16 protein-coding genes are annotated in these 20,208 nt (G+C 70.2%); all 16 read left to right on the forward strand.

What is annotated here, in order from left to right:
• Nucleotides 1–537 precede the first annotated feature (537 nt).
• A complete protein-coding gene (locus OG787_RS09185; RefSeq protein WP_369036709.1) occupies nucleotides 538–1,797 on the forward strand; it encodes a heparan-alpha-glucosaminide N-acetyltransferase domain-containing protein in 1,260 nt (419 codons plus the stop codon).
• An 11-nt stretch (nucleotides 1,798–1,808) separates the two neighbouring features.
• Nucleotides 1,809–4,454 (forward strand): Pls/PosA family non-ribosomal peptide synthetase, encoded by a 2,646-nt coding sequence (locus tag OG787_RS09190; protein ID WP_405534862.1) that lies wholly within the window; start codon nucleotides 1,809–1,811, stop codon nucleotides 4,452–4,454.
• The gene (locus OG787_RS09195; RefSeq protein WP_405534863.1) at nucleotides 4,451–6,784 is read left to right on the forward strand and encodes a non-ribosomal peptide synthetase; all 2,334 of its coding nucleotides are present in this window, start codon (nucleotides 4,451–4,453) and stop codon (nucleotides 6,782–6,784) included. Before OG787_RS09190 ends, OG787_RS09195 begins: the two co-directional genes overlap by 4 nt.
• 29 nt (nucleotides 6,785–6,813) lie before the next feature.
• A complete protein-coding gene (locus OG787_RS09200; protein WP_405534864.1) occupies nucleotides 6,814–7,836 on the forward strand; it encodes a TauD/TfdA family dioxygenase in 1,023 nt (340 codons plus the stop codon).
• Nucleotides 7,833–8,870, forward strand: a complete 1,038-nt coding sequence (sbnB, locus tag OG787_RS09205; protein WP_405534865.1) for a 2,3-diaminopropionate biosynthesis protein SbnB — start codon at nucleotides 7,833–7,835, stop codon at nucleotides 8,868–8,870. The genes OG787_RS09200 and sbnB overlap by 4 nt, the downstream gene beginning before the upstream one ends.
• A 96-nt stretch (nucleotides 8,871–8,966) precedes the next feature.
• On the forward strand, nucleotides 8,967–9,962 hold the full coding sequence (gene sbnA / locus OG787_RS09210) for a 2,3-diaminopropionate biosynthesis protein SbnA (RefSeq protein ID WP_369036705.1): 996 nt from the start codon (nucleotides 8,967–8,969) through the stop codon (nucleotides 9,960–9,962).
• 84 nt (nucleotides 9,963–10,046) lie between these two features.
• Nucleotides 10,047–11,681 (forward strand): acyl-CoA dehydrogenase family protein, encoded by a 1,635-nt coding sequence (locus OG787_RS09215; RefSeq protein ID WP_405534866.1) that lies wholly within the window; start codon nucleotides 10,047–10,049, stop codon nucleotides 11,679–11,681.
• A 434-nt stretch (nucleotides 11,682–12,115) separates the two neighbouring features.
• Nucleotides 12,116–13,390 (forward strand): GAF domain-containing protein, encoded by a 1,275-nt coding sequence (locus tag OG787_RS09220; RefSeq protein ID WP_369036711.1) that lies wholly within the window; start codon nucleotides 12,116–12,118, stop codon nucleotides 13,388–13,390.
• Between the two features lie 209 nt (nucleotides 13,391–13,599).
• Nucleotides 13,600–15,006: a hypothetical protein gene (locus OG787_RS09225; RefSeq protein ID WP_369036703.1), complete on the forward strand. Its 1,407-nt coding sequence runs from the start codon at nucleotides 13,600–13,602 to the stop codon at nucleotides 15,004–15,006.
• Nucleotides 15,007–15,176: 170 nt separating this feature from the next.
• Complete coding sequence (locus OG787_RS09230; RefSeq protein ID WP_369036702.1) at nucleotides 15,177–15,749, forward strand: GNAT family N-acetyltransferase; 573 nt, start codon at nucleotides 15,177–15,179, stop codon at nucleotides 15,747–15,749.
• 149 nt (nucleotides 15,750–15,898) lie between these two features.
• The gene (locus OG787_RS09235) at nucleotides 15,899–15,982 is read left to right on the forward strand and encodes a putative leader peptide (protein ID WP_309486338.1); all 84 of its coding nucleotides are present in this window, start codon (nucleotides 15,899–15,901) and stop codon (nucleotides 15,980–15,982) included.
• Nucleotides 15,983–16,108: 126 nt separating this feature from the next.
• Entirely contained in the window at nucleotides 16,109–17,803 is a 1,695-nt protein-coding gene (locus OG787_RS09240; protein ID WP_369036701.1) for a nitrite/sulfite reductase, read from the forward strand.
• The gene (locus OG787_RS09245) at nucleotides 17,800–17,979 is read left to right on the forward strand and encodes a hypothetical protein (protein ID WP_369036700.1); all 180 of its coding nucleotides are present in this window, start codon (nucleotides 17,800–17,802) and stop codon (nucleotides 17,977–17,979) included. The genes OG787_RS09240 and OG787_RS09245 overlap by 4 nt, the downstream gene beginning before the upstream one ends.
• Nucleotides 17,976–18,686: a phosphoadenylyl-sulfate reductase gene (locus tag OG787_RS09250; protein ID WP_405534868.1), complete on the forward strand. Its 711-nt coding sequence runs from the start codon at nucleotides 17,976–17,978 to the stop codon at nucleotides 18,684–18,686. The genes OG787_RS09245 and OG787_RS09250 overlap by 4 nt, the downstream gene beginning before the upstream one ends.
• Nucleotides 18,686–19,273 carry an adenylyl-sulfate kinase gene (gene cysC / locus OG787_RS09255; RefSeq protein ID WP_369036698.1) on the forward strand — a complete coding sequence of 196 codons (588 nt, stop codon included), beginning with the start codon at nucleotides 18,686–18,688 and terminating at the stop codon, nucleotides 19,271–19,273. Before OG787_RS09250 ends, cysC begins: the two co-directional genes overlap by 1 nt.
• On the forward strand, nucleotides 19,270–20,208 hold the full coding sequence (gene cysD / locus OG787_RS09260; protein WP_369036697.1) for a sulfate adenylyltransferase subunit CysD: 939 nt from the start codon (nucleotides 19,270–19,272) through the stop codon (nucleotides 20,206–20,208). Before cysC ends, cysD begins: the two co-directional genes overlap by 4 nt.

The following is a 20,208-nucleotide window of genomic DNA, read 5'->3' on the forward strand; positions in this document are numbered from 1 at the left end:
GAAACGGAAAGGAACGATTCAGCAGGCAAATCGAATACTATTTCTGTCATGCACTCGGCGGCCATTTTTCGGCGCGCCCAAACGGAATACCGCCCGGCAATTACACCTGCCCCACGGAAAGCTCCCAGGTGAGGGGTCCGTACACGCGGTCGCATTCCGTACGAAAAGTCGTGACTCTGTAACAGGAAAGCGACATTACGCCGGTGACGCTTGACCCATTCATAACCGGGTCGAAACAATTCGGATTGCATTCTCCGGGGCACACCCACCCAAGGGAGTGCGAAGCACCACGACACGGGGGCATCCGGGCTCCGACCAAGCCCGATCGAGCCGCGTTGCCCGTGATCCGTACGGAAACCGTGCGGATCGACACCGTGCCGCACGCCGCGCTCATCGACATTTTCCACTGACACGTCAATTCGTCCCGTACGCCATTTCCCATATCGCGTCAACCGTCACTCCTGCTCACAGCTGTACCGCGGGCGTACGGCGGACGTGAAATCCATCGTGCCAATTTTCCAGTTTACGGAGCTACTCATGCCTATATCGACACCGCGCATCGCCGGTGTGGACGTGGCCCGTGGTCTCGCGTTACTCGGTATGTTCTCCGTGCATGTATTCGGAGCGTTCGAGCCGGACGATTCGCCGACGGTGGCCTGGCAGCTGGCGGGCGGCCGGTCCTCGGCGACCTTCGCCCTGGTCGCCGGCGTCGGCCTGGCCTTCACGACCGGCGGCCGTACGCCCCGGGTCGACCGCGGCTCGCTCGCCTCGGTCGCCGCACGGGCACTGTCCGTCGGTCTGATCGGGCTGACGCTGGGCTACGCCGCCAACGCGGCCGGCCTCGAAGTCGACGTCATCCTCGCCTTCTACGCCCTGCTGTTCCTGCTCGCGCTGCCTCTGCTGGCCCTGCGGGCACGGACGTTGGCGTGTATCGCCCTCGGGCTGGGCGTGGTCGCGCCGTTCCTCGTGCACCTGTTGCAAGGAGCGCTGCCCGAACCCGCCTTCGACGGCGACCCGACGCTCCAGGACGTCGTCACCGACCCGGCCGGTCTCCTCGGCGACCTCCTGGTCCACGGCGACTACCCGGTCCTGGCGTGGACGGCGTACCTCTGTGCCGGTCTCGCCATCGGGCGCCTCGACCTCTTCGACCGGCGCACCGCAGCCCGGCTGCTGACCGCCGGACTGGCGCTCGCCGCCACCTCCTGGCTGGTCTGCTCGCTGTGGCTCTTCCGCTGGGGCGGACTGGCACGGCTCCAGGAGAACGAGTTCTACGACGTGACCGGGCCGCACGCCCGCGACGAGGCCCTGTGGGACACCCCGGACGGCGAGACCTGGTGGTCGATGCTCTCCCGGGCGCCGCACTCCACCTCGCCGTTCGACATGCTGCACACCCTCGGCTCGGCCACCGCGCTGCTCGCGGCGGTCCTGCTGCTGACCCGGATCACCGTGGTGCGGCGCGCGCTGATCCCGCTGGCGGCCGCCGGAAGCATGCCGCTGACCCTCTACACCGCCCATGTCCTGTTCCTCGCCACCGGAGCCCTGAACGGCTCCCCCGACCTCCAGTACGCCGTACTGGTCGCGGGCTCGCTGCTCTTCGCGGTCGTCTGGCGGCTCACCAGGGGCCGGGGACCCCTGGAGGCCCTGGTCGCGGGGGCGGCGCGGGAGGCCCGGACATGGGTGCGGGGACGGGAAACAGGCCGGGAACAGGGGACCCCGGCCGCCGCTCGACCGATCGTCCAGCGATCCGAGCCGACCGAATCAGCCGACCGAACCGAAAGCCAGGACCAGCACCGCTAAGGAGCTTCATCGTGGGGGGAACAGTGGGGGGAAAACCGATCGAGTTGGCGTCCATACCGCCGACCGATCCGATCAAGCAGACGCAGCAGACGCAGTTGTCCGGCGCCGGGGGTGACATCGAGCGGATCCTCGCCGAGGTGCTCGCCGGGGTCGTGAAGACGGACCAAGTACCGCTCGACAGCCACTTCTTCGACGATCTTGGCGCCAACTCCCTGGTCATGGCGCACTTCTGTGCCCGCGTCAGGAAGCGCGACGATCTGCCGTCGGTGTCGATGAAGGACGTGTACGGCCATCCGACGATCCGGAGTCTGGCGGCGGCGCTCGGCAGCGCCCCGGCCGAGGCGCCCGCCGCACCGCCCGCCGAGGCCCCGGCGCCCGGCAGCAGCCTGCGGTATGTCCTGTGCGGGGCCGCGCAGTTGCTGGTCTTCGCCGCGTACTGCTTCCTCACGGGGCTCGTCACCGTCGAGGGCTACGAGTGGATCAACGCCGGCGCGGGGGCCGTCGACGTCTATGCGCGGTCGGTCGTGTTCGGCGGTGCCGTCTTCGTCGGGATGTGCACGCTGCCGGTGGTCGCCAAGTGGGTGCTGATCGGCCGCTGGAAGACGACCGAGTTCCCGGTGTGGGGCCTCGCCTATCTGCGCTTCTGGACCGTGAAGGCGCTGCTGCACGCCAACCCGATGGTCCTGTTCGCCGGGAACCCGCTCTACGTGCTCTATCTGCGGGCGCTCGGCGCGCGGATCGGCAAGGGCGTCACGATCCTCTCGCCCAGCCTCCCGGTCTGCACCGACCTGCTCACGGTCGGCGCGGGCACGGTGATCCGCAAGGACGCCCACTTCCTCTGCTACCGGGCCGTCGCCGGCCGTATCCAGACCGGCCCGGTCACCCTGGGCAGGGATGTGTACGTCGGTGAGAAGACCGTCCTCGACATCTGCACGTCGATCGGTGACGGGGCCCAACTAGGCCACTCGTCGACCCTGTTCGAGGGCCAGGCGGTCCCCGCGGGCCTGCGCCGGCACGGCTCGCCCGCCCAGCCCACGGACGTGGACTACGTACGGGTCCCCGCGGCCCCCTGCTCCACCGCCCGCCGGGCCGCCTACGGCCTCGCCAGCCTGCTCCAACTGCTCCTGTTCTACGTGCCGTTGGCGGTCGGGGGCGGCTATCTGCTGCTGGACCTGGTTCCCCGGCTGGACGCGCTGTTCGACCCGGACGTGGCCGACATGACCTCGCTCCGCTTCTACGCCGAGGCCCTGGGTGTGTCCCTCGCGCTCTTCACCGCCGTGATCGTCGTCGGAGCCGTGAGCGTGTCCGTGGTGCCCCGGCTGCTGAACCTGGTGATCCGGCCGGACCGGGTGTATCCGCTGTACGGCCTGCACTACGGGGCGCAGCGGGCCATCACCCGTATGACCAACCTGAAGTTCTTCCTGTGGCTGACGGGCGACAGCTCGTACGTCGTCCACTATCTGCGGGCCATCGGCTACGACCTCTCGCATGTCGAGCAGACCGGCTCCAACTTCGGTACGGAGGTACGGCAGGAGACCCCCTACCTGGTCTCCGTCGGCCGCGGCACGATGGTCGCCGACGGGCTGTCGGTCCTCAACGCCGACTACTCCGGTACGTCGTTCCGCGTCTCGCGGGCGGAGATCGGGCCGCACAGCTTCCTCGGCAACCACATCGCGTATCCCGCCGGGGGCCGGACCGGCGAGAACGTCCTCCTTGCGACCAAGGTGATGGTGCCGCTCGACGGTGAAGTCCGGGAGAACGTCGGCCTGTTGGGCTCGCCGTCCTTCGAGATCCCCCGGTCGGTGGAGCGGGACAGCAGCTTCGACCATCTGCGCGAGGGCGACGAGTTCGTCCGCCGGCTCGCCGCGAAGAACCGCTACAACCTGCGCTCGATGGGCCTGTTCCTGTTCGTCCGCTGGATGCACTCCTTCCTCCTGACGGTGCTGGGCTTCGCGGCCTTCGCCGTGTACGGCACGCACGGCGTCGCCGCCGGTGCGCTGGTCGGCGCCTCCCTGGTCCTCGGGCTCGTGCTGACCGCCGGGTACTACGTGCTCGTCGAGCGGCTCATCACCCGGTTCCGGCCGCTGGTACCCCGGTTGTGCTCGATCTACGATCCGCACTTCTGGTGGCAGGAGCGGCTGTGGAAGGTGCCCTCCGCCTTCCTGGTCGCGCTCAACGGCACGCCGTTCAAGAGCCTGGCCTGGCGGCTGCTGGGCGTGCGGATCGGGCGCCGGGTGTTCGACGACGGCGCCGCCATCACCGAGCGCACCCTCGCCACGATCGGCGACGACTGCACCCTCGGCCCGCGCAGCATCCTCCAGGCCCACTCGCAGGAGGACGGCACCTTCAAGTCCGATCACATCGTCCTCGGCGCGGGCGTCACGGTCGGCACGGCCGCACTCGTGCACTACGGGGTGTCGATGGGCGACGGGTCCCAACTCGCCCCGGACTCCTTCCTGATGAAGGGCGAGGACATGCCGTGCCTGGCCCGCTGGGGCGGAAACCCGGCGGTGCCGCTGCGCAGCGACCAGATCGTCCTCACCGCACGGTCCAACCGGCCCGCTCCGACCGCACACAACACCGCACTGACGACACAGACCGATCGGCTCGCACAGCCCGGTCGGACCGCAGAGATATCGACGGGGGCAGAACGATGACCACGATTCCACGCTGGATATCCGACCCGGTCCCGGGCGCGGACCCGCAGAACGGGCCCCACTCGGTGTACGCCGAGTACGAAGTCCCGCTCGACGCCACCCTGTTGAGGTCGGCCTCGTTCGAGTCGGCGTTGCTCGCCGCGCACGCCAAGGTGCTCGCCGCGCTCTCCGGTGAGCGGGAGGTCACCACCGGGTACGTGGCGGTGAAGGGGCAGCCGCCCGTGGCCCGCCGGATGCTGGTCGGCCCCGGCTCCTGGCGGGAGCTGCTGGCCCTGACGGACCTCGCCGACGAGGTGGGCGGAGCCGACGAGCCGCCGTACGAGACCGTCCTCGACCCGCACGGCGGCGAACTCGCCGACGACGGCGCCGTGTTGTATCTGAGCGTCGGCGAGCACACCCTGCGGCTGCGTCACCGCACCGATGTCCTCGACGCCGAGGCGGCTGCCCGGATCGCCGGCTACCACCTCACCGCGCTCTCCCTGATGGCCGCCGACCCGGACGCCGACCACGAGGGTCAGAGCCTGCTGTCCGGTGCGGAACTCGCCTTCCAGCTGGACGGGTTGGCGGGTCCGGACCGTGAACTCCCGGACCGCCGGGTGCACGAGCTGTTCGAGGAGCGGGTCCGGAAGCACCCGGACGCGGTCGCGGCCGTGCAGGGCGGCACGGAGTGGACCTACCGTCAGCTCAACTCCCGGGCGAACCAGGTCGGTCGGGCGCTGCTGGCCCGTGGGCTGACCCGTGAGGGGGTCGTCGCCGTGGTCACCGAGCGCAACCTCGACTGGATGGCCGCCGTGCTCGGGGTGCTCAAGGCGGGCGGTGTCTATCTGCCGGTCGAGCCGCACTTCCCGGCCGGGCGCATCACCGCCACCCTCACCCGCGCCGAGTGCGCGTTCGTCGTCACCGAGCACGGCAGCACCACCACGCTCGACGCGACCGGGACGGACGTACCGAGGCTGTACGTCGACGAGATCGAGGCGGAGGGGCACGCGGACGACGATCTGAACGTGCCTGTCACCGCCGGTCAACTCGCCTACATCTACTTCACGTCCGGGTCGACCGGGGAGCCCAAGGGCGCGATGTGCGAGCACGCGGGCTTCGTCAACCACGTCCTCGCCAAGCTGGAGGACCTGGAGGTCGGCGAGGGGCAGACGGTGGCGCAGACCGCTCCCCAGTGCTTCGACATCTCGCTGTGGCAACTGGTGTCCGCGCTGCTCGTCGGCGGCCGGACGCTGCTGGTCGGGCAGGACGTGATCCTGGACGTGGCCCGGTTCGTGGACACGATCGTGGACGGCGGGGTCAATGTGCTCCAGATCGTGCCGTCGTATCTCGAAGCCGTGCTGGCCGAGTTGGAGCGGCGGCCCCGTGAACTCCCCGAGCTGCACTGTGTGTCGGTGACCGGGGAGGCGGTGAAGCGGGAGCTGGTGCAGCGCTGGTTCGCCGCCCAGCCCGGCATCAAGGTCGCCAACGCCTATGGGCTGACCGAGACTTCGGACGACACCAACCACGAGGTGATGGACCGGGTGCCGGACGGTCCCCGCGTTCCGCTCGGGCGTCCCGTACGCAACGTCCGCGTGTACGTGGTCGACGAGCACCTCTCGCCCGTGCCGCTCGGGGCACCCGGGGAGATCGTGTTCTCCGGGGTGTGTGTCGGCCGCGGGTACGTCAACGACCCCGAGCGCACGGCCGCCGCGTTCACCGTGGACCCGTACCGGCCCGGTGAGCGGCTCTACCGCAGCGGTGACCACGGGCGCTGGCTGCCCGACGGCAGGCTGGAGTTCCTCGGCCGCCGGGACACCCAGGTGAAACTGCGGGGCTTCCGGATCGAGATCGGCGAGATCGAGAACGCGCTGCTGCGGGTGCCCGGCGTCCGGGACGGTGCCGTGGTGGTCGTACGGGGCGTGCGGCTGGTGGCGTTCTGCACCGGCGCCGAACTCGTGGACGTACAGGCGCGGTTGGCCGAGTCGCTGCCCGCGTACATGGTTCCGGCGGCCGTGCACTGGCGGGAGCGGCTGCCGCTCACCCCCAACGGCAAGACCGACCGCAGGACGCTCACCGCGCTCGCCGTGGAACTCGACACCGCCGAGGAGGGCATGCGGGGGCCGGAGACGGCCGGTGAGCGGCGACTCGCCGCCGCCTGGGCCGACGTGCTCGGGGTTCCGGCCGACCGGATCGGGCGCCTGGACCACTTCTTCGACCGTGGCGGCACCTCGCTGTCGGCCGTCCGGCTCGCGATCGCCCTGGACCGGGCGATCACCCTCAAGGACGTCATCCGCCACCCGGTCCTCGCGGACCTGGCCGAGCTGCTCGAATCGCCGGCCGCCACCGCCTGACGACGGCCGCACCGAAAGGAACGACAACCATGGCACTCTCCTCCACACCTTCGGCATCGACTCCCGCTCCCCCGGCCGCACTTGCGGGCATCGAGCTGCTCCCCGACCGGCCGCCGACCCTGCGTACCCCGCCCGTCACCGACCCGGCGGAGTGGGCCGGCGCCCACCGGGACGCGCTGCGGGCGGCCGTCGCCGAGCACGGCTCACTGCTGGTGCGCGGCCTCGGACTGCACGAGCCCGCGACGACCGGCGCCGTGCTGCGGCGGCTGACCGACGGCCTGATGAGCGACCAGGAGGCCTTCGCGCCCCGGCGGCGGTACGCCGACGGCGTGTACTCGTCCTCCAAGTGGCCGCCCAACCAGCCGATGTGCATGCACCACGAGCTGAGCTACGCCCAGGAGTTCCCCGGCCTGCTGATGTTCGCCTGCCTCGAAGCGCCCGCCGAGGGCGGCGCGACCGGGGTGGCCGACGCGGCGGCCGTGCTCGACGCGCTGCCCGCCGAACTCGTCCAACGCTTCGAGAAGGAGGGCTGGTTGCTCACCCGTACCTTCAACGACGAGATAGGCGCCACGCTCGCCGAGGCCTTCGGCACCTCCGACCGAGCCTCCGTCGAGCGCTACTGCCGGTCCCACGCCATCGAGTTCGCCTGGGAGCTGGACGGCTCCCTGCGCACCCGCCAGCGGCGCGGCGCGGTGCTGCGCCACCCGGTCACGGGCCGGCGCTGCTGGTTCAACCAGATCGCGTTCCTCAACGAGTGGACGATGGACCCGGAGGTCCACGAGTACCTGGTCGACGTGTACGGCGCCGACGGCCTCCCCTTCAACACCCGCTACGGCAACGGCGATCCGATCGGCGAGGACGTCGTCCAGATCCTCAACGAGGTGTACACGGCGCACACCGTGCGCGAGCCGTGGCAGGGCGGCGATCTGCTGCTCGTCGACAACATCCGTACGGCACACAGCCGCGAGTCGTTCGAGGGGCCGCGCGAGGTTCTCGCCGCCCTGGCCGACCCGGTCCGCCGCACCGACTCTCTCGAAGGGAATGCATCATGACCACGACCCCTGTCACGGTCCCGCCGTTCTCCGTCATCTCCGGTGAGCAGGTCCAACAGGCCCTCCAGGGACGGGAGTCGGACGTCGTCGACCTCGTCGAGGCGGTGTACCGGCTGCACGGGGCCGGGGACTCGGTGAACCCGCCCTCGTACTTCCTGCGGTTCCCGGACCGTCCGTCGTCGCGGATCATCGCGCTGCCCGCGTCGATCGGCGGGGACGTGCGCGTGGACGGGCTGAAGTGGGTGTCCAGCTTCCCGGAGAACGTGGCGGGCGGGATCCCGCGGGCCTCGGCCGTGCTGATCCTCAACGACCACGACACGGGCTATCCGTTCGCCTGCCTGGAGAGCTCGATCATCAGCGCCTCCCGTACGGCGGCCTCGGCAGCGCTGGCCGCCGCCAAACTGGGCCAGGGGCGTGCGCGACCGACCCGCGTCGGGTTCGTCGGCACCGGGCTCATCGCCCGCTACATCCACACCTATCTCGCCGCCACCGGCTGGGAGTTCGACGAGACGGGCGTGTTCGACCTGTCCGCCGACAGCGCGGCCGGCTTCCGTGGCTATCTGGAGCGGTCGGACGGCGGCGGCAAGGTCACCGTGCACGACAGCGCCGAACAGCTCGTCCGTTCAAGCGACTTGCTGGTGTTCGCCACCGTCGCCGCGAAGCCGCACATCCACGACGTGTCGTGGTTCGACCACCATCCGCTCGTCCTGCACGTCTCGTTGCGCGACCTCGCGCCCGAGATCCTGCTCGCCTCGGCGAACTACGTCGACGACGTCGAGCACTGCCTGAAGGCGGAGACCTCTCCGCACCTGGCCGAACAGCTCACCGGCAGCCGGGAGTTCATCGACGGCACGCTGGACGACGTGCTCACCGGCCGCACGAAGGTCCCGGTGGACCGGCCGGTGGTGTTCTCGCCCTTCGGCCTCGGAGTGCTCGACCTCGCCGTCGGCAGGTTCGTCCACGACGAGGTGACCCGCCGCGGCGAACTCCGTGTCGTCGACGGCTTCTTCCACGAACTGCGCCGGCACGGCTGACCTGTTCAGGGGGACAGTCACAGCGCCCGGGTTGCCGGGTGCCGTGCCACAGATCAGGCGCGCCGAGGACAGGCGCGTCACACTCAGGGGGACAACATGCCAGTCATTTCCCAACCATCGGACTTCAACGAGGACGAGCTGTACGTCGACCTGCGGGCCACCGTCGGGCTTCCCCTCTACCTGAAGTGCGAGGGCTTCAACTTCGCCGGTTCGATCAAGATGAAGGCCGCCTGCGAGATGGTCGCGGCCGCCGAACGGGACGGCAGGCTGCGGCCGGGATCCGTTCTCGTGGAGTCCTCCTCGGGCAACCTGGGCGTCGCGCTCAGTGTGCTCGCGGCCAGTCGGGGCTACGGCTTCCTGTGCGTGACCGACTCACGCTGCAACGCACAGGCGATCCGTCTGATGGAGGCGCTGGGCAGCCGGGTGCACGTCATCGACCGGCCCGATCTGCACGGCGGTTTCCTGGGCGCCAGGATCGGCTACGTCCGCGCGCTGTGCGCCTCCGACGAGCGGTACGTATGGCTCAACCAGTACGCCAACGACGGGAACTGGCGGGCGCACTACCGAACGACGGCACCGGCGATCGCCCGCCGGTTCCCGGGCCTGGACGTCCTGTTCGTCGGCGCCGGCACCACCGGCACGCTGATGGGCTGCGCGCGCTGGTTCTGGCAGTGGAACCGGCGGGTGCGGATCGTCGCCGTGGACGCCGTCGGCTCGGTCACCTTCGGGGGGCCGCCGGGACCCCGGATGATCCCGGGCCTGGGCACGAGCGTACGGCCGCAGCTGCTCGACGAGTCGTACATCGACGAGGTGATCCGCGTCGAGGAACCGGACGCGGTGCGGGTCTGCCGGCAGCTGGCGGCCCGGGGCTTCCTGTTCGGCGGGTCCACCGGCACGGTCATCAGCGGGGCCAGGCAGTGGCTGGCCCGGCACGACGGACGTGACCTCACGGCGGTGGCGATCGCCCCGGACCTCGGCGAGCGCTACCTCGACACCGTGTACCACCCCGGCTGGCTGGAGTCCCTCCAGGCCGACCAGGACGTGACCTCCCTGGCCTCCGACGAACTGGCGGCACTCTCCCGACCGGCCTGACCGGCACGGATCGCACGAACGGCACGGGGTGCTGCGCCGCCGGGAACCGGTGAACAACACCGTACCGGGGGGTAGGTTCCTTTTATGGCAGCCAGCACCCACACCGTGACCAACCAGGCGCCGCCCCTGGTCGGATATGACGTGTTCACCGCCGACAAGGCCCTGGTGGCGGCCGTCGAGCGGCATCTGGACCCCGGGCTTCTGGACGAGGCCCGGGACGAACTCTCCACGCTCGGGAAGTCCGCCGGATCCGCGCAGGTGCAGGAATGGGGGGCGCTCGCCAACGAGAACCCCCCGAAGCTGCGCACGCACGACCGGTACGGCAACCGGATCGACGAGGTGGAGTTCCACCCGGCCTGGCACCGCCTGCTCGGCAAGGGCGTCTCCGCCGGGCTGACGGCGGCCTGGACCCGACCGGGCGGGCATGTGCGGCGGGCCGCCGGGTTCCTGGTCTGGTCGCAGGCCGAGGCGGGCCACGGCTGCCCGCTGTCGATGACCCACGCGGCGGTGCCCGCACTGCGCACCGACCCGGCCCTCGCCGCCGAGTGGGAGCCCCGGCTGACGTCCACCGTCTACGAGGAGGGGCTCAGGCCGGCCGACCGGAAGGCCGGTGTGCTCTTCGGGATGGGCATGACGGAGAAGCAGGGCGGCAGCGACGTACGGGCCAACACGACGGTCGCGAGGCCGCTCGCCGAGGACGGGACGTACGAGCTGACCGGCCACAAGTGGTTCTGTTCGGCGCCCATGTCGGACGGGTTCCTGGTGCTGGCGCAGGCACCCGGCGGAGTGACCTGCTTCCTCCTCCCCCGCGTCCTGCCGGACGGCACGCGCAACGAGTTCCGGATCCAGCGGATCAAGGACAAGCTGGGCAACCGGTCCAACGCCTCCGCCGAGGTCGAGTTCGACGGGACGTGGGTGCGCCGGGTAGGGGACGAGGGACGCGGGGTGCGCACCATCATCGAGATGGTCTCGGCGACCCGGCTCGACTGTGTGCTCGGCGCGGCGGCGCTGATGCGGCAGGCGGTCGCCCAGGCCGTGCACCACTGCACGTACCGCGAGGCCTTCGGCGGGAAGCTGATCGACAAGCCGCTGATGCGCAACGTACTGGCCGACCTGGCCCTGGAGTCGGAGGCGGCGACGGCCCTCGCACTGCGGCTGGCCGCCGCCTACGACGACGGCGGAGAACAGGAACGGGCCTTCCTGCGGCTCGCGTTGCCCGCCGCCAAGTACTGGGTGACCAAGCGCTGCACCCCGCTGGTGGCGGAGGCGTCCGAGTGTCTGGGCGGCAACGGCTACGTCGAGGAGTCGGGCATGCCCCGGCTGCTGCGCGAGTCACCGCTCAACTCGATCTGGGAGGGCGCCGGGAACGTCCAGGCGCTGGACGTCCTGCGGGCCATGCAGCGCGAGCCGGCCGCCCTCAACGCGTTCCTCCTGGAGGTAGGCAAGGCACGCGGCGCGGACCACCGCCTGGACGGCGCCATCAAGAACCTGCTGGCCGAACTCGCCGACCTGGACGGCATCGAGGGCCGCGCCCGCCGCCTGGTCGAGCGAATCGCCCTGGTCCTCCAGGGCTCCCTACTGGTCCGCTTCGCACCCCCGGAGACAGCCGACGCATTCTGCGCCTCCCGCCTGGGCAACGACTGGGGCAACGCCTTCGGCACCCTCCCCCACACCCTGAACCTGGCAGAGGTGGTGACCCGAGCAAGACCCCTGATCTGACCCCAAGTGCTGTACCGAGAGTCCTGTACCGATGTCGGGGAAGCGCGCCAGCGCGACCCGACAGGGGCGCGGGGAACTGCGCGACAAGCCCCCACCGGACCCGCACCCAAAAAAACCCACCCAACCCGCGGAGCGCACCGCGGAGGTGGTGCTGCGCCGACACGGCACCACCCCCGCTCGCTGGCCCGCATGGATCGGGAGCGCGGACGCCGCGCGGGCGGCGTCGCCCAAGTTTCAGACACCGCAGGGCAGTTCACCAGGGTTGCAGGGGGTTGCAACTTGTTGGCATCTGTGTGCGGAGTGTGTCGCTCCGGGGCCACGGGACGGCACCATGAGACAACCAGTCAATACGGGGCCCGGGCAGCGTCCCCGAACGGCTCCGGCAACCGGTTGTCGGCACCCCTGTACGGGAGGACCCAGTGGCGAACCCGCCGATGGACGTCACACAACTCGCCGCGCGTGACGCGGCGCAGGCGGCGCGACTGCTCAGCGACGTACGTGCGGCCCGCCTCACCGGACAGCGCCCGCGCCTCGCGCCACGCCCGGTGATCGACCAGTCCTGGGACCGCATGCTGCGCAGCGGCGTCGACCCCGACCACGACTTCCGGGCCGGACTGCTGAGCCGCGAGGAGTTGGAACGGCGGCGCGAGACCACGCGGTTACGGCATGTCCTCCCGGTGCTGCGACAGGGGCTGTTGTCGGTCGCGGACGCCAGCCAGCACATCATGGTCGTCGCGGACGAGGAGGGCCGCGTGCTGTGGCGCGAGGGCAGTACGCCGGTGCTGCGCAAGGCCGACTCGTTCGGCTTCGAGCCCGGCGCCGACTGGGCCGAGGACGTCGTCGGCACCAACGGCGTGGGCACCCCGGTGGTCGCCCGGCGGGCCGTACAGGTCTTCGCCTCCGAGCACTTCGTACGGTCGCACGCCTCCTGGACGTGCACGGGCGCGCCGATCACCGACCCGCGCGACGGCCGGCTGATCGGCGTGGTGGATGTGAGCGGGCCGCTGGAGAGCATGCATCCGGCGACGCTCGCCTGGGTCGACTCGGTCGCCAAGCTCGCCGAGGCGGGGCTGCGGGAGCGGCACCAGCACTCGCTGGAGCGGCTGCGGGCGGTGGCGGCGCCGGTGCTGGCGCGGCTCGCCGGGCGGGCCCTGGCGGTGGACCGGGACGGCTGGACGGCCGCGGTCACCGGCATGCCGTACACGAACCGCGTCACGCTGCCCAAGTCGCTGTCCCCGGGCCGGTGTTGGCTGCCGTCGGTGGGCCTGTGCGCGGTGGAGCCGCTGTCCGGCGGCTGGCTGATCCGCGCCGCCGCCGAGCCAGAGCCGCGCGGTGCCACCCGGATCGTCCTGGACCTGGGCCGGCCGCGCCACTGGTCGGTGGCGGTGTCGGGCCCGGCGGGTTCCTGGACCCATGAACTGAGCCCCCGGCACGCCGAGTTGCTCTACCTCCTGGCCCTGCACCGCACCGGCCGCAGTGCGGCGGGCCTGGCGGAGGACGTGTTCGGCGACCCGGCCCGCACGGTGACCGTACGCGCGGAGATGTCCCGGATACGGCGGTATCTCGGGGCGTTCCTCGACCATCGCCCGTACCGCTTCAGCGAGGAGACGGAGGTGACCGTCCTCCTCCCGGACGACCCGCTCGATCTGCTGCCCCACTCGACGGCGCCGACGGTGGCCCGGGGCCGGGGAGCGGCGACCGAGGGGTGAGAAGGGCGACGCACAGTGACCGGGCGTGACACCTGCGTACGAAAAAGGGCCCGAACGGGCCCCGTGTACAACACAAGCGCATGGATTCCGGGGTATTCGACCAGGCCTGGCGCCCCCTGACGTACCATCCTTCCCACGGCCCCCCACACTGCTGTCCTGGTTCAACGCACGGACCGTGACCAGCAGTTGGCCTGCCACGGGAGGATGTAATGAAACATCGCGGCAGACACCGCAGGCAGAAGAGGGGCAGAGCGCTGCGCGGCGTCCTCGCCGGTACCGCGCTCGCCCTCACCGCCGCGGCCACCATCGTCAGCGCCTCCCAGGCCGTGAGCAGCGACAACCCGGGTCCCCTGAAGTCCGTGACGTCCGCTGCCGAGCTGGCGAACTTCCAGCTCAAAGAGCATCTGACGGCGAAGAGTTCGCTCGACCGGCTCGCCTCCTCCATGGGCGGCACGGTGGGTGTGAGCACCGTCCTGGAACACACCAACCGCACGATGCGCAACACCGCCGAGTGCGCCTCCACCGAGACCGAGGCGCTGCCCGTCGCCCCGACCGCCACCCGCGCGTACTGCTGGGACGACGCCGACTCGGCCAGCCAGCGCTGGCTGCCGCAGTCCGTCACCACCTCCGGCGACGCGGACGAGGACGGCCGCTGGGGCGCCAACCGCGTGATCCTCTCCGGCTGGACGCACAACGACGCCAAACCGGACGAGCCCACGGTCTCCCAGGGCCTGGCACGGGTCGCCGTCATGGACGCGAACGACCTGAGCAGCATGACCTACCGCTGGGTGCTGCTGGTCGTCCCGACGAAGGACGGCTCGGACTACCGCAAGCTGTCCTCGTCGATCTCCGGCATGGTCTGGTACCAGGACAAGCTGCTGGTCACGGCCTCGCCCACGGACTCCGACCACAACTCCCTGTACGTGTACGACATGAACCGCATCCAGCGCGCCTCGGTCGACAGCCCGGCGGTCGGCAAGGTGCCCGGCGGCTGGTCGGCGCACGGCTACGGCTATGTCATGCCCGCCGTCGCCTCGTACAGCCTGACCGGTGGCACGTGCGACCCGTCGTCCGACGAGGGCACCCCCTGTTTCGGCTCCCTCTCCCTGGACCGCAGCTCCACGCCCGACAGCCTGGTCGCGAGCGAGTGGTTCCCGTCCGGCGCCGATCAGCGCAGCCGCCTGTGGCGCTACTCGTTCAGCGGCGCGGGCGACCGCTCCGGCCTCCTCGCCACCAACGCGCTGGGCCGCGCGGACGCGGTGGAGGCCTACTCGACGAAGGCCACCGGCATACAGGGTGTCCTGTCGTACCGCTCGGCGGGCGACGAGAAGGCGGACTGGTACATCGGCCACGCCCCCAGCGCCAAGAACCGCCACGGCACCCTGTGGCGCCTCGACGCCGAAGGCGCGAAGGCCGCCCGCTGCGGCACCGACGACCAGTCCCGCCGCTGCTGGGCCGAACACGCCGAGTCCCTCTCCTACTGGGAGGGCACGGGCGAGGTCTGGTCCCTGACAGAACGGGCGGCGGACCAACGAAGCGGCTGGCAGGGCACAGCTGTCCCGGAACGGGTGCTGTATGCCGTACCCCTGTCGTCGATCACCGGCTCGCTGAAATAACGCCCACACGGGCGGAGCGAGGTTGGTGAAGTGGGGGAAGGCGGCGCTGATGAATTCGGGCGCACGGTGACGCCCTGCTTTTAGGGGCGCGGGGAACTGCGCGACCAGCCCCCACCGGGCCCGCGGACGACAATCGACAGGCAACCCACCCGGATGATTCCCTGGCAGCCATGAGCAACATCGCCGTGACCACCTGGTCCCTGGAACAGACCTCCCCGACCGACCTCCTCCCCGCCGAGGCCCCCGACGGGGACGTCAGAATCACCCGCGCCGAACTCCCCTCCCCGGAGTTCAGCCGCTACCTCTACGCCTCGGTCGGCGGAGACATCCACTGGACCGACCGCCTGACCTGGACATACGCCCGCTGGCAGGAGTACCTCGCACGCCCCGGCGTAGAGACCTGGGTCGCCTACGACCACGGCACCCCGGCGGGCTACGTGGAGTTCGAACCCCAGGACGACGGCATCGTGGAGATCGCCTACTTCGGCCTGCTCCCCGCCTTCCGAGGCCGCCGCATCGGCGGCCACCTCCTCTCGTACGGCACCGCCCGCGCCTGGGACCTCGGCGACCGCCGGCCCGGCCTCGCCCCGACAAAGCGGGTCTGGCTGCATACATGCAGCAAGGACGGGGAGCACGCCATGGACAACTATCTGCGCCGCGGCTTCACCCTCTTCGACACCAAGGTCGAGGAGGAGAAGGAGGTCACCGCCCCCGGACCCTGGCCGGGCGCGTACTCCGCCTGACCTGGCCGGACGCCACCAGAACCGACCCGTTCGACCGGCCGCACCCCCGCCATGTGACCGACAACACCTCGTCTCATCGTACGAGACAAGGGTGTCCGCATGGCGGACAATGCTGGACTGTGTCCAGATTGCCGTGACACGCTTCCGTCATGTCTGGAACTGGGATTGCCTTGGTGAGTCGGCGGCACGTCGACCTCGGCCGCATGTCCAGCGCCATCTGTCCGGCAAGCTGAAGAGCCCTCAGCACCGCCGATCCGCTCTCCTATGCCTCAAGCCCGCGCAGAGCCGCGCGGGCCTGACCATGCGCCCGTACGCGCAGGTAAGAGCCTCTTCCCGCCTGTCCCGGAGGACGTAGAACCATGGCCGCCACCCCGCAGAACCCTGCCGCCGCGCCCCGCCGCAAGGTGAGCCGTCACCGTGGTGAGGGTCAGTGGGCCGCGGGACACTTCACCCCGCTCAACGGCAACGAGCAGTTCAAGAAGGACGACGACGGTCTCAATGTGCGGACACGCATTGAGACGATCTACTCCAAGCGCGGCTTCGACTCCATCGACCCCAACGACCTGCGCGGACGTATGCGCTGGTGGGGGCTCTACACCCAGCGCAAGCCCGGGATCGACGGCGGCAAGACCGCGATCCTGGAGCCGGAGGAGCTGGACGACGAGTACTTCATGCTGCGCGTCCGCATCGACGGCGGCCGGCTCACCACGGAGCAGCTCCGGGTGATCGGCGAGATCTCGCAGGAGTTCGCACGCGGCACGGCCGACCTCACGGACCGGCAGAACGTGCAGTACCACTGGATCCGTATCGAGGACGTCCCGGAGATCTGGGAGCGCCTCGAAGCGGTCGGTCTGTCCACCACCGAGGCCTGCGGTGACACGCCCCGCGTCATCCTCGGTTCGCCGGTCGCCGGGATCGCCGAGGACGAGATCATCGACGGCACACCCGCCATCGAGGTCATCCAGCGCCGGATCATCGGCAACAAGGACTTCTCGAACCTGCCCCGCAAGTTCAAGTCGGCGATCTCCGGCTCGCCGCTGCTCGACGTGGCGCACGAGATCAACGACATCGCGTTCGTCGGTGTGGAGCACCCCGAGCACGGCCCCGGTTTCGACGTCTGGGTCGGCGGCGGTCTCTCCACCAACCCGAAGATCGGCCAGCGCCTGGGCGCCTGGGTCCCGCTGGACGAGGTCCCGGACGTCTACGAGGGCGTCATCTCGATCTTCCGCGACCACGGCTACCGTCGGCTGCGCACCCGCGCCCGGCTGAAGTTCCTGGTCGCCGACTGGGGCGTGGAGAAGTTCCGCCAGGTCCTGGAGGACGACTACCTCAAGCGCAAGTTGATCGACGGCCCGGCCCCGGCCCAGCCCGTCGAGCGCTGGCGCGACCACGTCGGCGTCCACCGCCAGAAGGACGGCCGCTTCTACGTCGGTTTCGCCCCGCGCGTTGGCCGCGTGGACGGCACGATCCTCACGAAGATCGCCGAACTGGCCGAGGCGCACGGCTCGGGCCGCGTCCGGACGACCGTCGAGCAGAAGATGATCGTGCTCGATGTGGAGGAGAACCGGATCGACTCGCTCGTCGAGGGCCTGGAGGCACTCGACCTGCGCGTCAACCCCTCACCCTTCCGACGCGGCACGATGGCCTGCACCGGCATCGAGTACTGCAAGCTCGCGATCGTCGAGACGAAGGCGCGCGGCGCCTCCCTGATCGACGAACTGGAGCGCCGTATCCCGGAGTTCGACGAGCCGGTCACCATCAACATCAACGGCTGCCCGAACGCCTGCGCCCGTATCCAGGTCGCGGACATCGGTCTCAAGGGCCAGTTGGTCCTGAACGACGCGGGCGAGCAGGTCGAGGGCTTCCAGGTCCACCTGGGCGGTGCCCTCGGTCTGGAGGCCGGCTTCGGCCGCAAGGTCCGTGGTCTGAAGGTGACTTCGGAAGAACTGCCCGACTACGTCGAGCGCGTGCTGAAGAACTTCCAGGCGGAACGCGAGGACGGCGAGCGCTTCGCCGCCTGGGCGACCCGTGCCTCCGAGGAGTCCCTGTCATGAGCGAGCGCGCCGCCCCCTTCTACTGCCCCTATTGCGGCGACGAGGATCTGCGTCCCAACGAGCAGGGCCATGGCGCCTGGGAATGCGGAGCGTGCAATCGAGCCTTCCAGTTGAAGTTCCTCGGGCTGCTGGCCCGTGGACTTCAGCCCAAGGAAACGGGAGGGGACGCGATATGACCACCGTTCAGGAAGAGCGTACGACCGACGACTTGAAGGCACTCGCCGAGCAGGCGGGCCGTGACCTGGAGGACGCCTCCGCGCTGGAGATCCTCCAGTGGGCCACCGCCACCTTCGGCAAGCGCTTCTGCGTGACCTCCTCCATGGAGGACGCGGTGGTCGCCCACCTCGCCTCCCGTGCGATGCCCGGCGTCGACGTCGTGTTCCTCGACACCGGCTACCACTTCCCCGAGACCATCGGCACCCGTGACGCGGTCGAGGCCGTGATGGACGTCCGCGTCCTCACCCTCACCCCGGTCCAGTCGGTCGCCGAGCAGGACGCCGAGTACGGCCCCAAGCTGCACGACCGCGACCCCGACCTGTGCTGCAAGCTGCGCAAGGTCGAGCCCCTGGAGCGGGGCCTCAAGGGGTACGCGGCCTGGGCGACCGGCCTCCGCCGCGACGAGTCCCCGACCCGGGCGAACACCCCGGTCGTCGGCTGGGACGAGAAGCGGCAGAAGGTCAAGGTCTCCCCGATCGCCCGCTGGACGCAGGACGACGTGGACGCGTACGTCGCCGAACACGGCGTACTCACCAACCCGCTGCTGATGGACGGCTACGCGTCCGTCGGCTGCGCGCCCTGCACCCGCCGGGTGCTGGAGGGCGAGGACGCGCGCGCCGGCCGCTGGGCGGGCCGCGGCAAGACCGAGTGCGGGCTGCACGGCTGATGACCCGAGCCCAGACCCAGACCGCGAACCCCGAGGACCAGGAGATACCAGTGACGACCGGAGCCACCGTATGGCTCACGGGTCTGCCGAGCGCCGGCAAGACCACCATCGCGTACGAGCTGGCCGGCCGGCTGCGCGAGGAGGGCCACCTCGTCGAGGTGCTCGACGGCGACGAGATCCGTGAGTTCATCTCGGCGGGCCTCGGCTTCAGCCGTGAGGACCGGCACACGAACGTGCAGCGCATCGGCTTCCTCGCCGAGCTGCTCGCCCGTAACGGCGTCAAGGCACTGGTCCCGGTGATCGCGCCGTACGCGGACAGCCGCGAGGCGGTGCGCAAGCGGCACCAGGAGAGCGGCGCCCCGTACATCGAGGTGCATGTGGCGACCCCGGTCGAGGTGTGCTCCGTACGCGATGTGAAGGGTCTGTACGCCAAGCAGGCCGCGGGCGAGCTGACCGGGCTCACCGGGGTCGACGACCCGTACGAGGCGCCCGAGACGCCCGATCTGCGGATCGAGTCGCAGGACCAGACCGTCCAGGAGTCCGCGGCCGTGCTCCACGCGCTGCTCACCGAGAGGGGACTGGCATGACGACGACCGTTGCCAAGCCGGCGGAGGGTACGGGCGCCCCGTACACCCTCTCCCACCTGGACGCCCTCGAGTCCGAGGCCGTGCACATCTTCCGTGAGGTGGCGGGTGAGTTCGAGCGGCCGGTGATTCTCTTCTCCGGCGGCAAGGACTCCATCGTCATGCTGCATCTGGCGCTGAAGGCCTTCGCCCCCGCGGCGATCCCCTTCTCGCTGCTGCATGTGGACACCGGGCACAACTTCCCCGAGGTGCTGGAGTACCGGGACCGTGCGGTCGAGCGGCACGGGCTGCGGCTGCATGTCGCGTCCGTGCAGGAGTACATCGACCGGGGTGTGCTGAAGGAGCGTCCGGACGGGACCCGCAACCCGCTCCAGACGCTTCCGCTGACCGAGAAGATCCAGGCCGAGAAGTTCGACGCGGTCTTCGGCGGCGGTCGGCGCGACGAGGAGAAGGCCCGGGCCAAGGAGCGCGTCTTCTCGCTGCGCGACGAGTTCTCGCAGTGGGACCCGCGTCGCCAGCGCCCCGAGCTGTGGAACCTCTACAACGGGCGGCACGCGCCCGGCGAGCACGTCCGCGTGTTCCCCCTCTCCAACTGGACCGAGCTGGACGTCTGGCAGTACATCGCCCGTGAGGGCATCGAGCTGCCGGACATCTACTTCGCGCACGAGCGTGAGGTGTTCCAGCGGGCCGGGATGTGGCTGACGGCGGGCGAGTGGGGCGGCCCGAAGGCCGACGAGACCGTCGAGAAGCGGCAGGTCCGCTACCGCACGGTCGGCGACATGTCCTGCACGGGTGCCGTCGACTCCGACGCGGTGACGCTGGCCGACGTCATCACCGAGATCGCCGCCTCCCGGCTCACCGAGCGGGGTGCCACCCGCGCCGACGACAAGATGTCCGAGGCCGCGATGGAAGACCGCAAGCGCGAGGGGTACTTCTAG

Source organism: Streptomyces sp. NBC_00075 (assembly GCF_045041225.1).
Lineage (GTDB): Bacteria > Actinomycetota > Actinomycetes > Streptomycetales > Streptomycetaceae > Streptomyces > Streptomyces adonidis.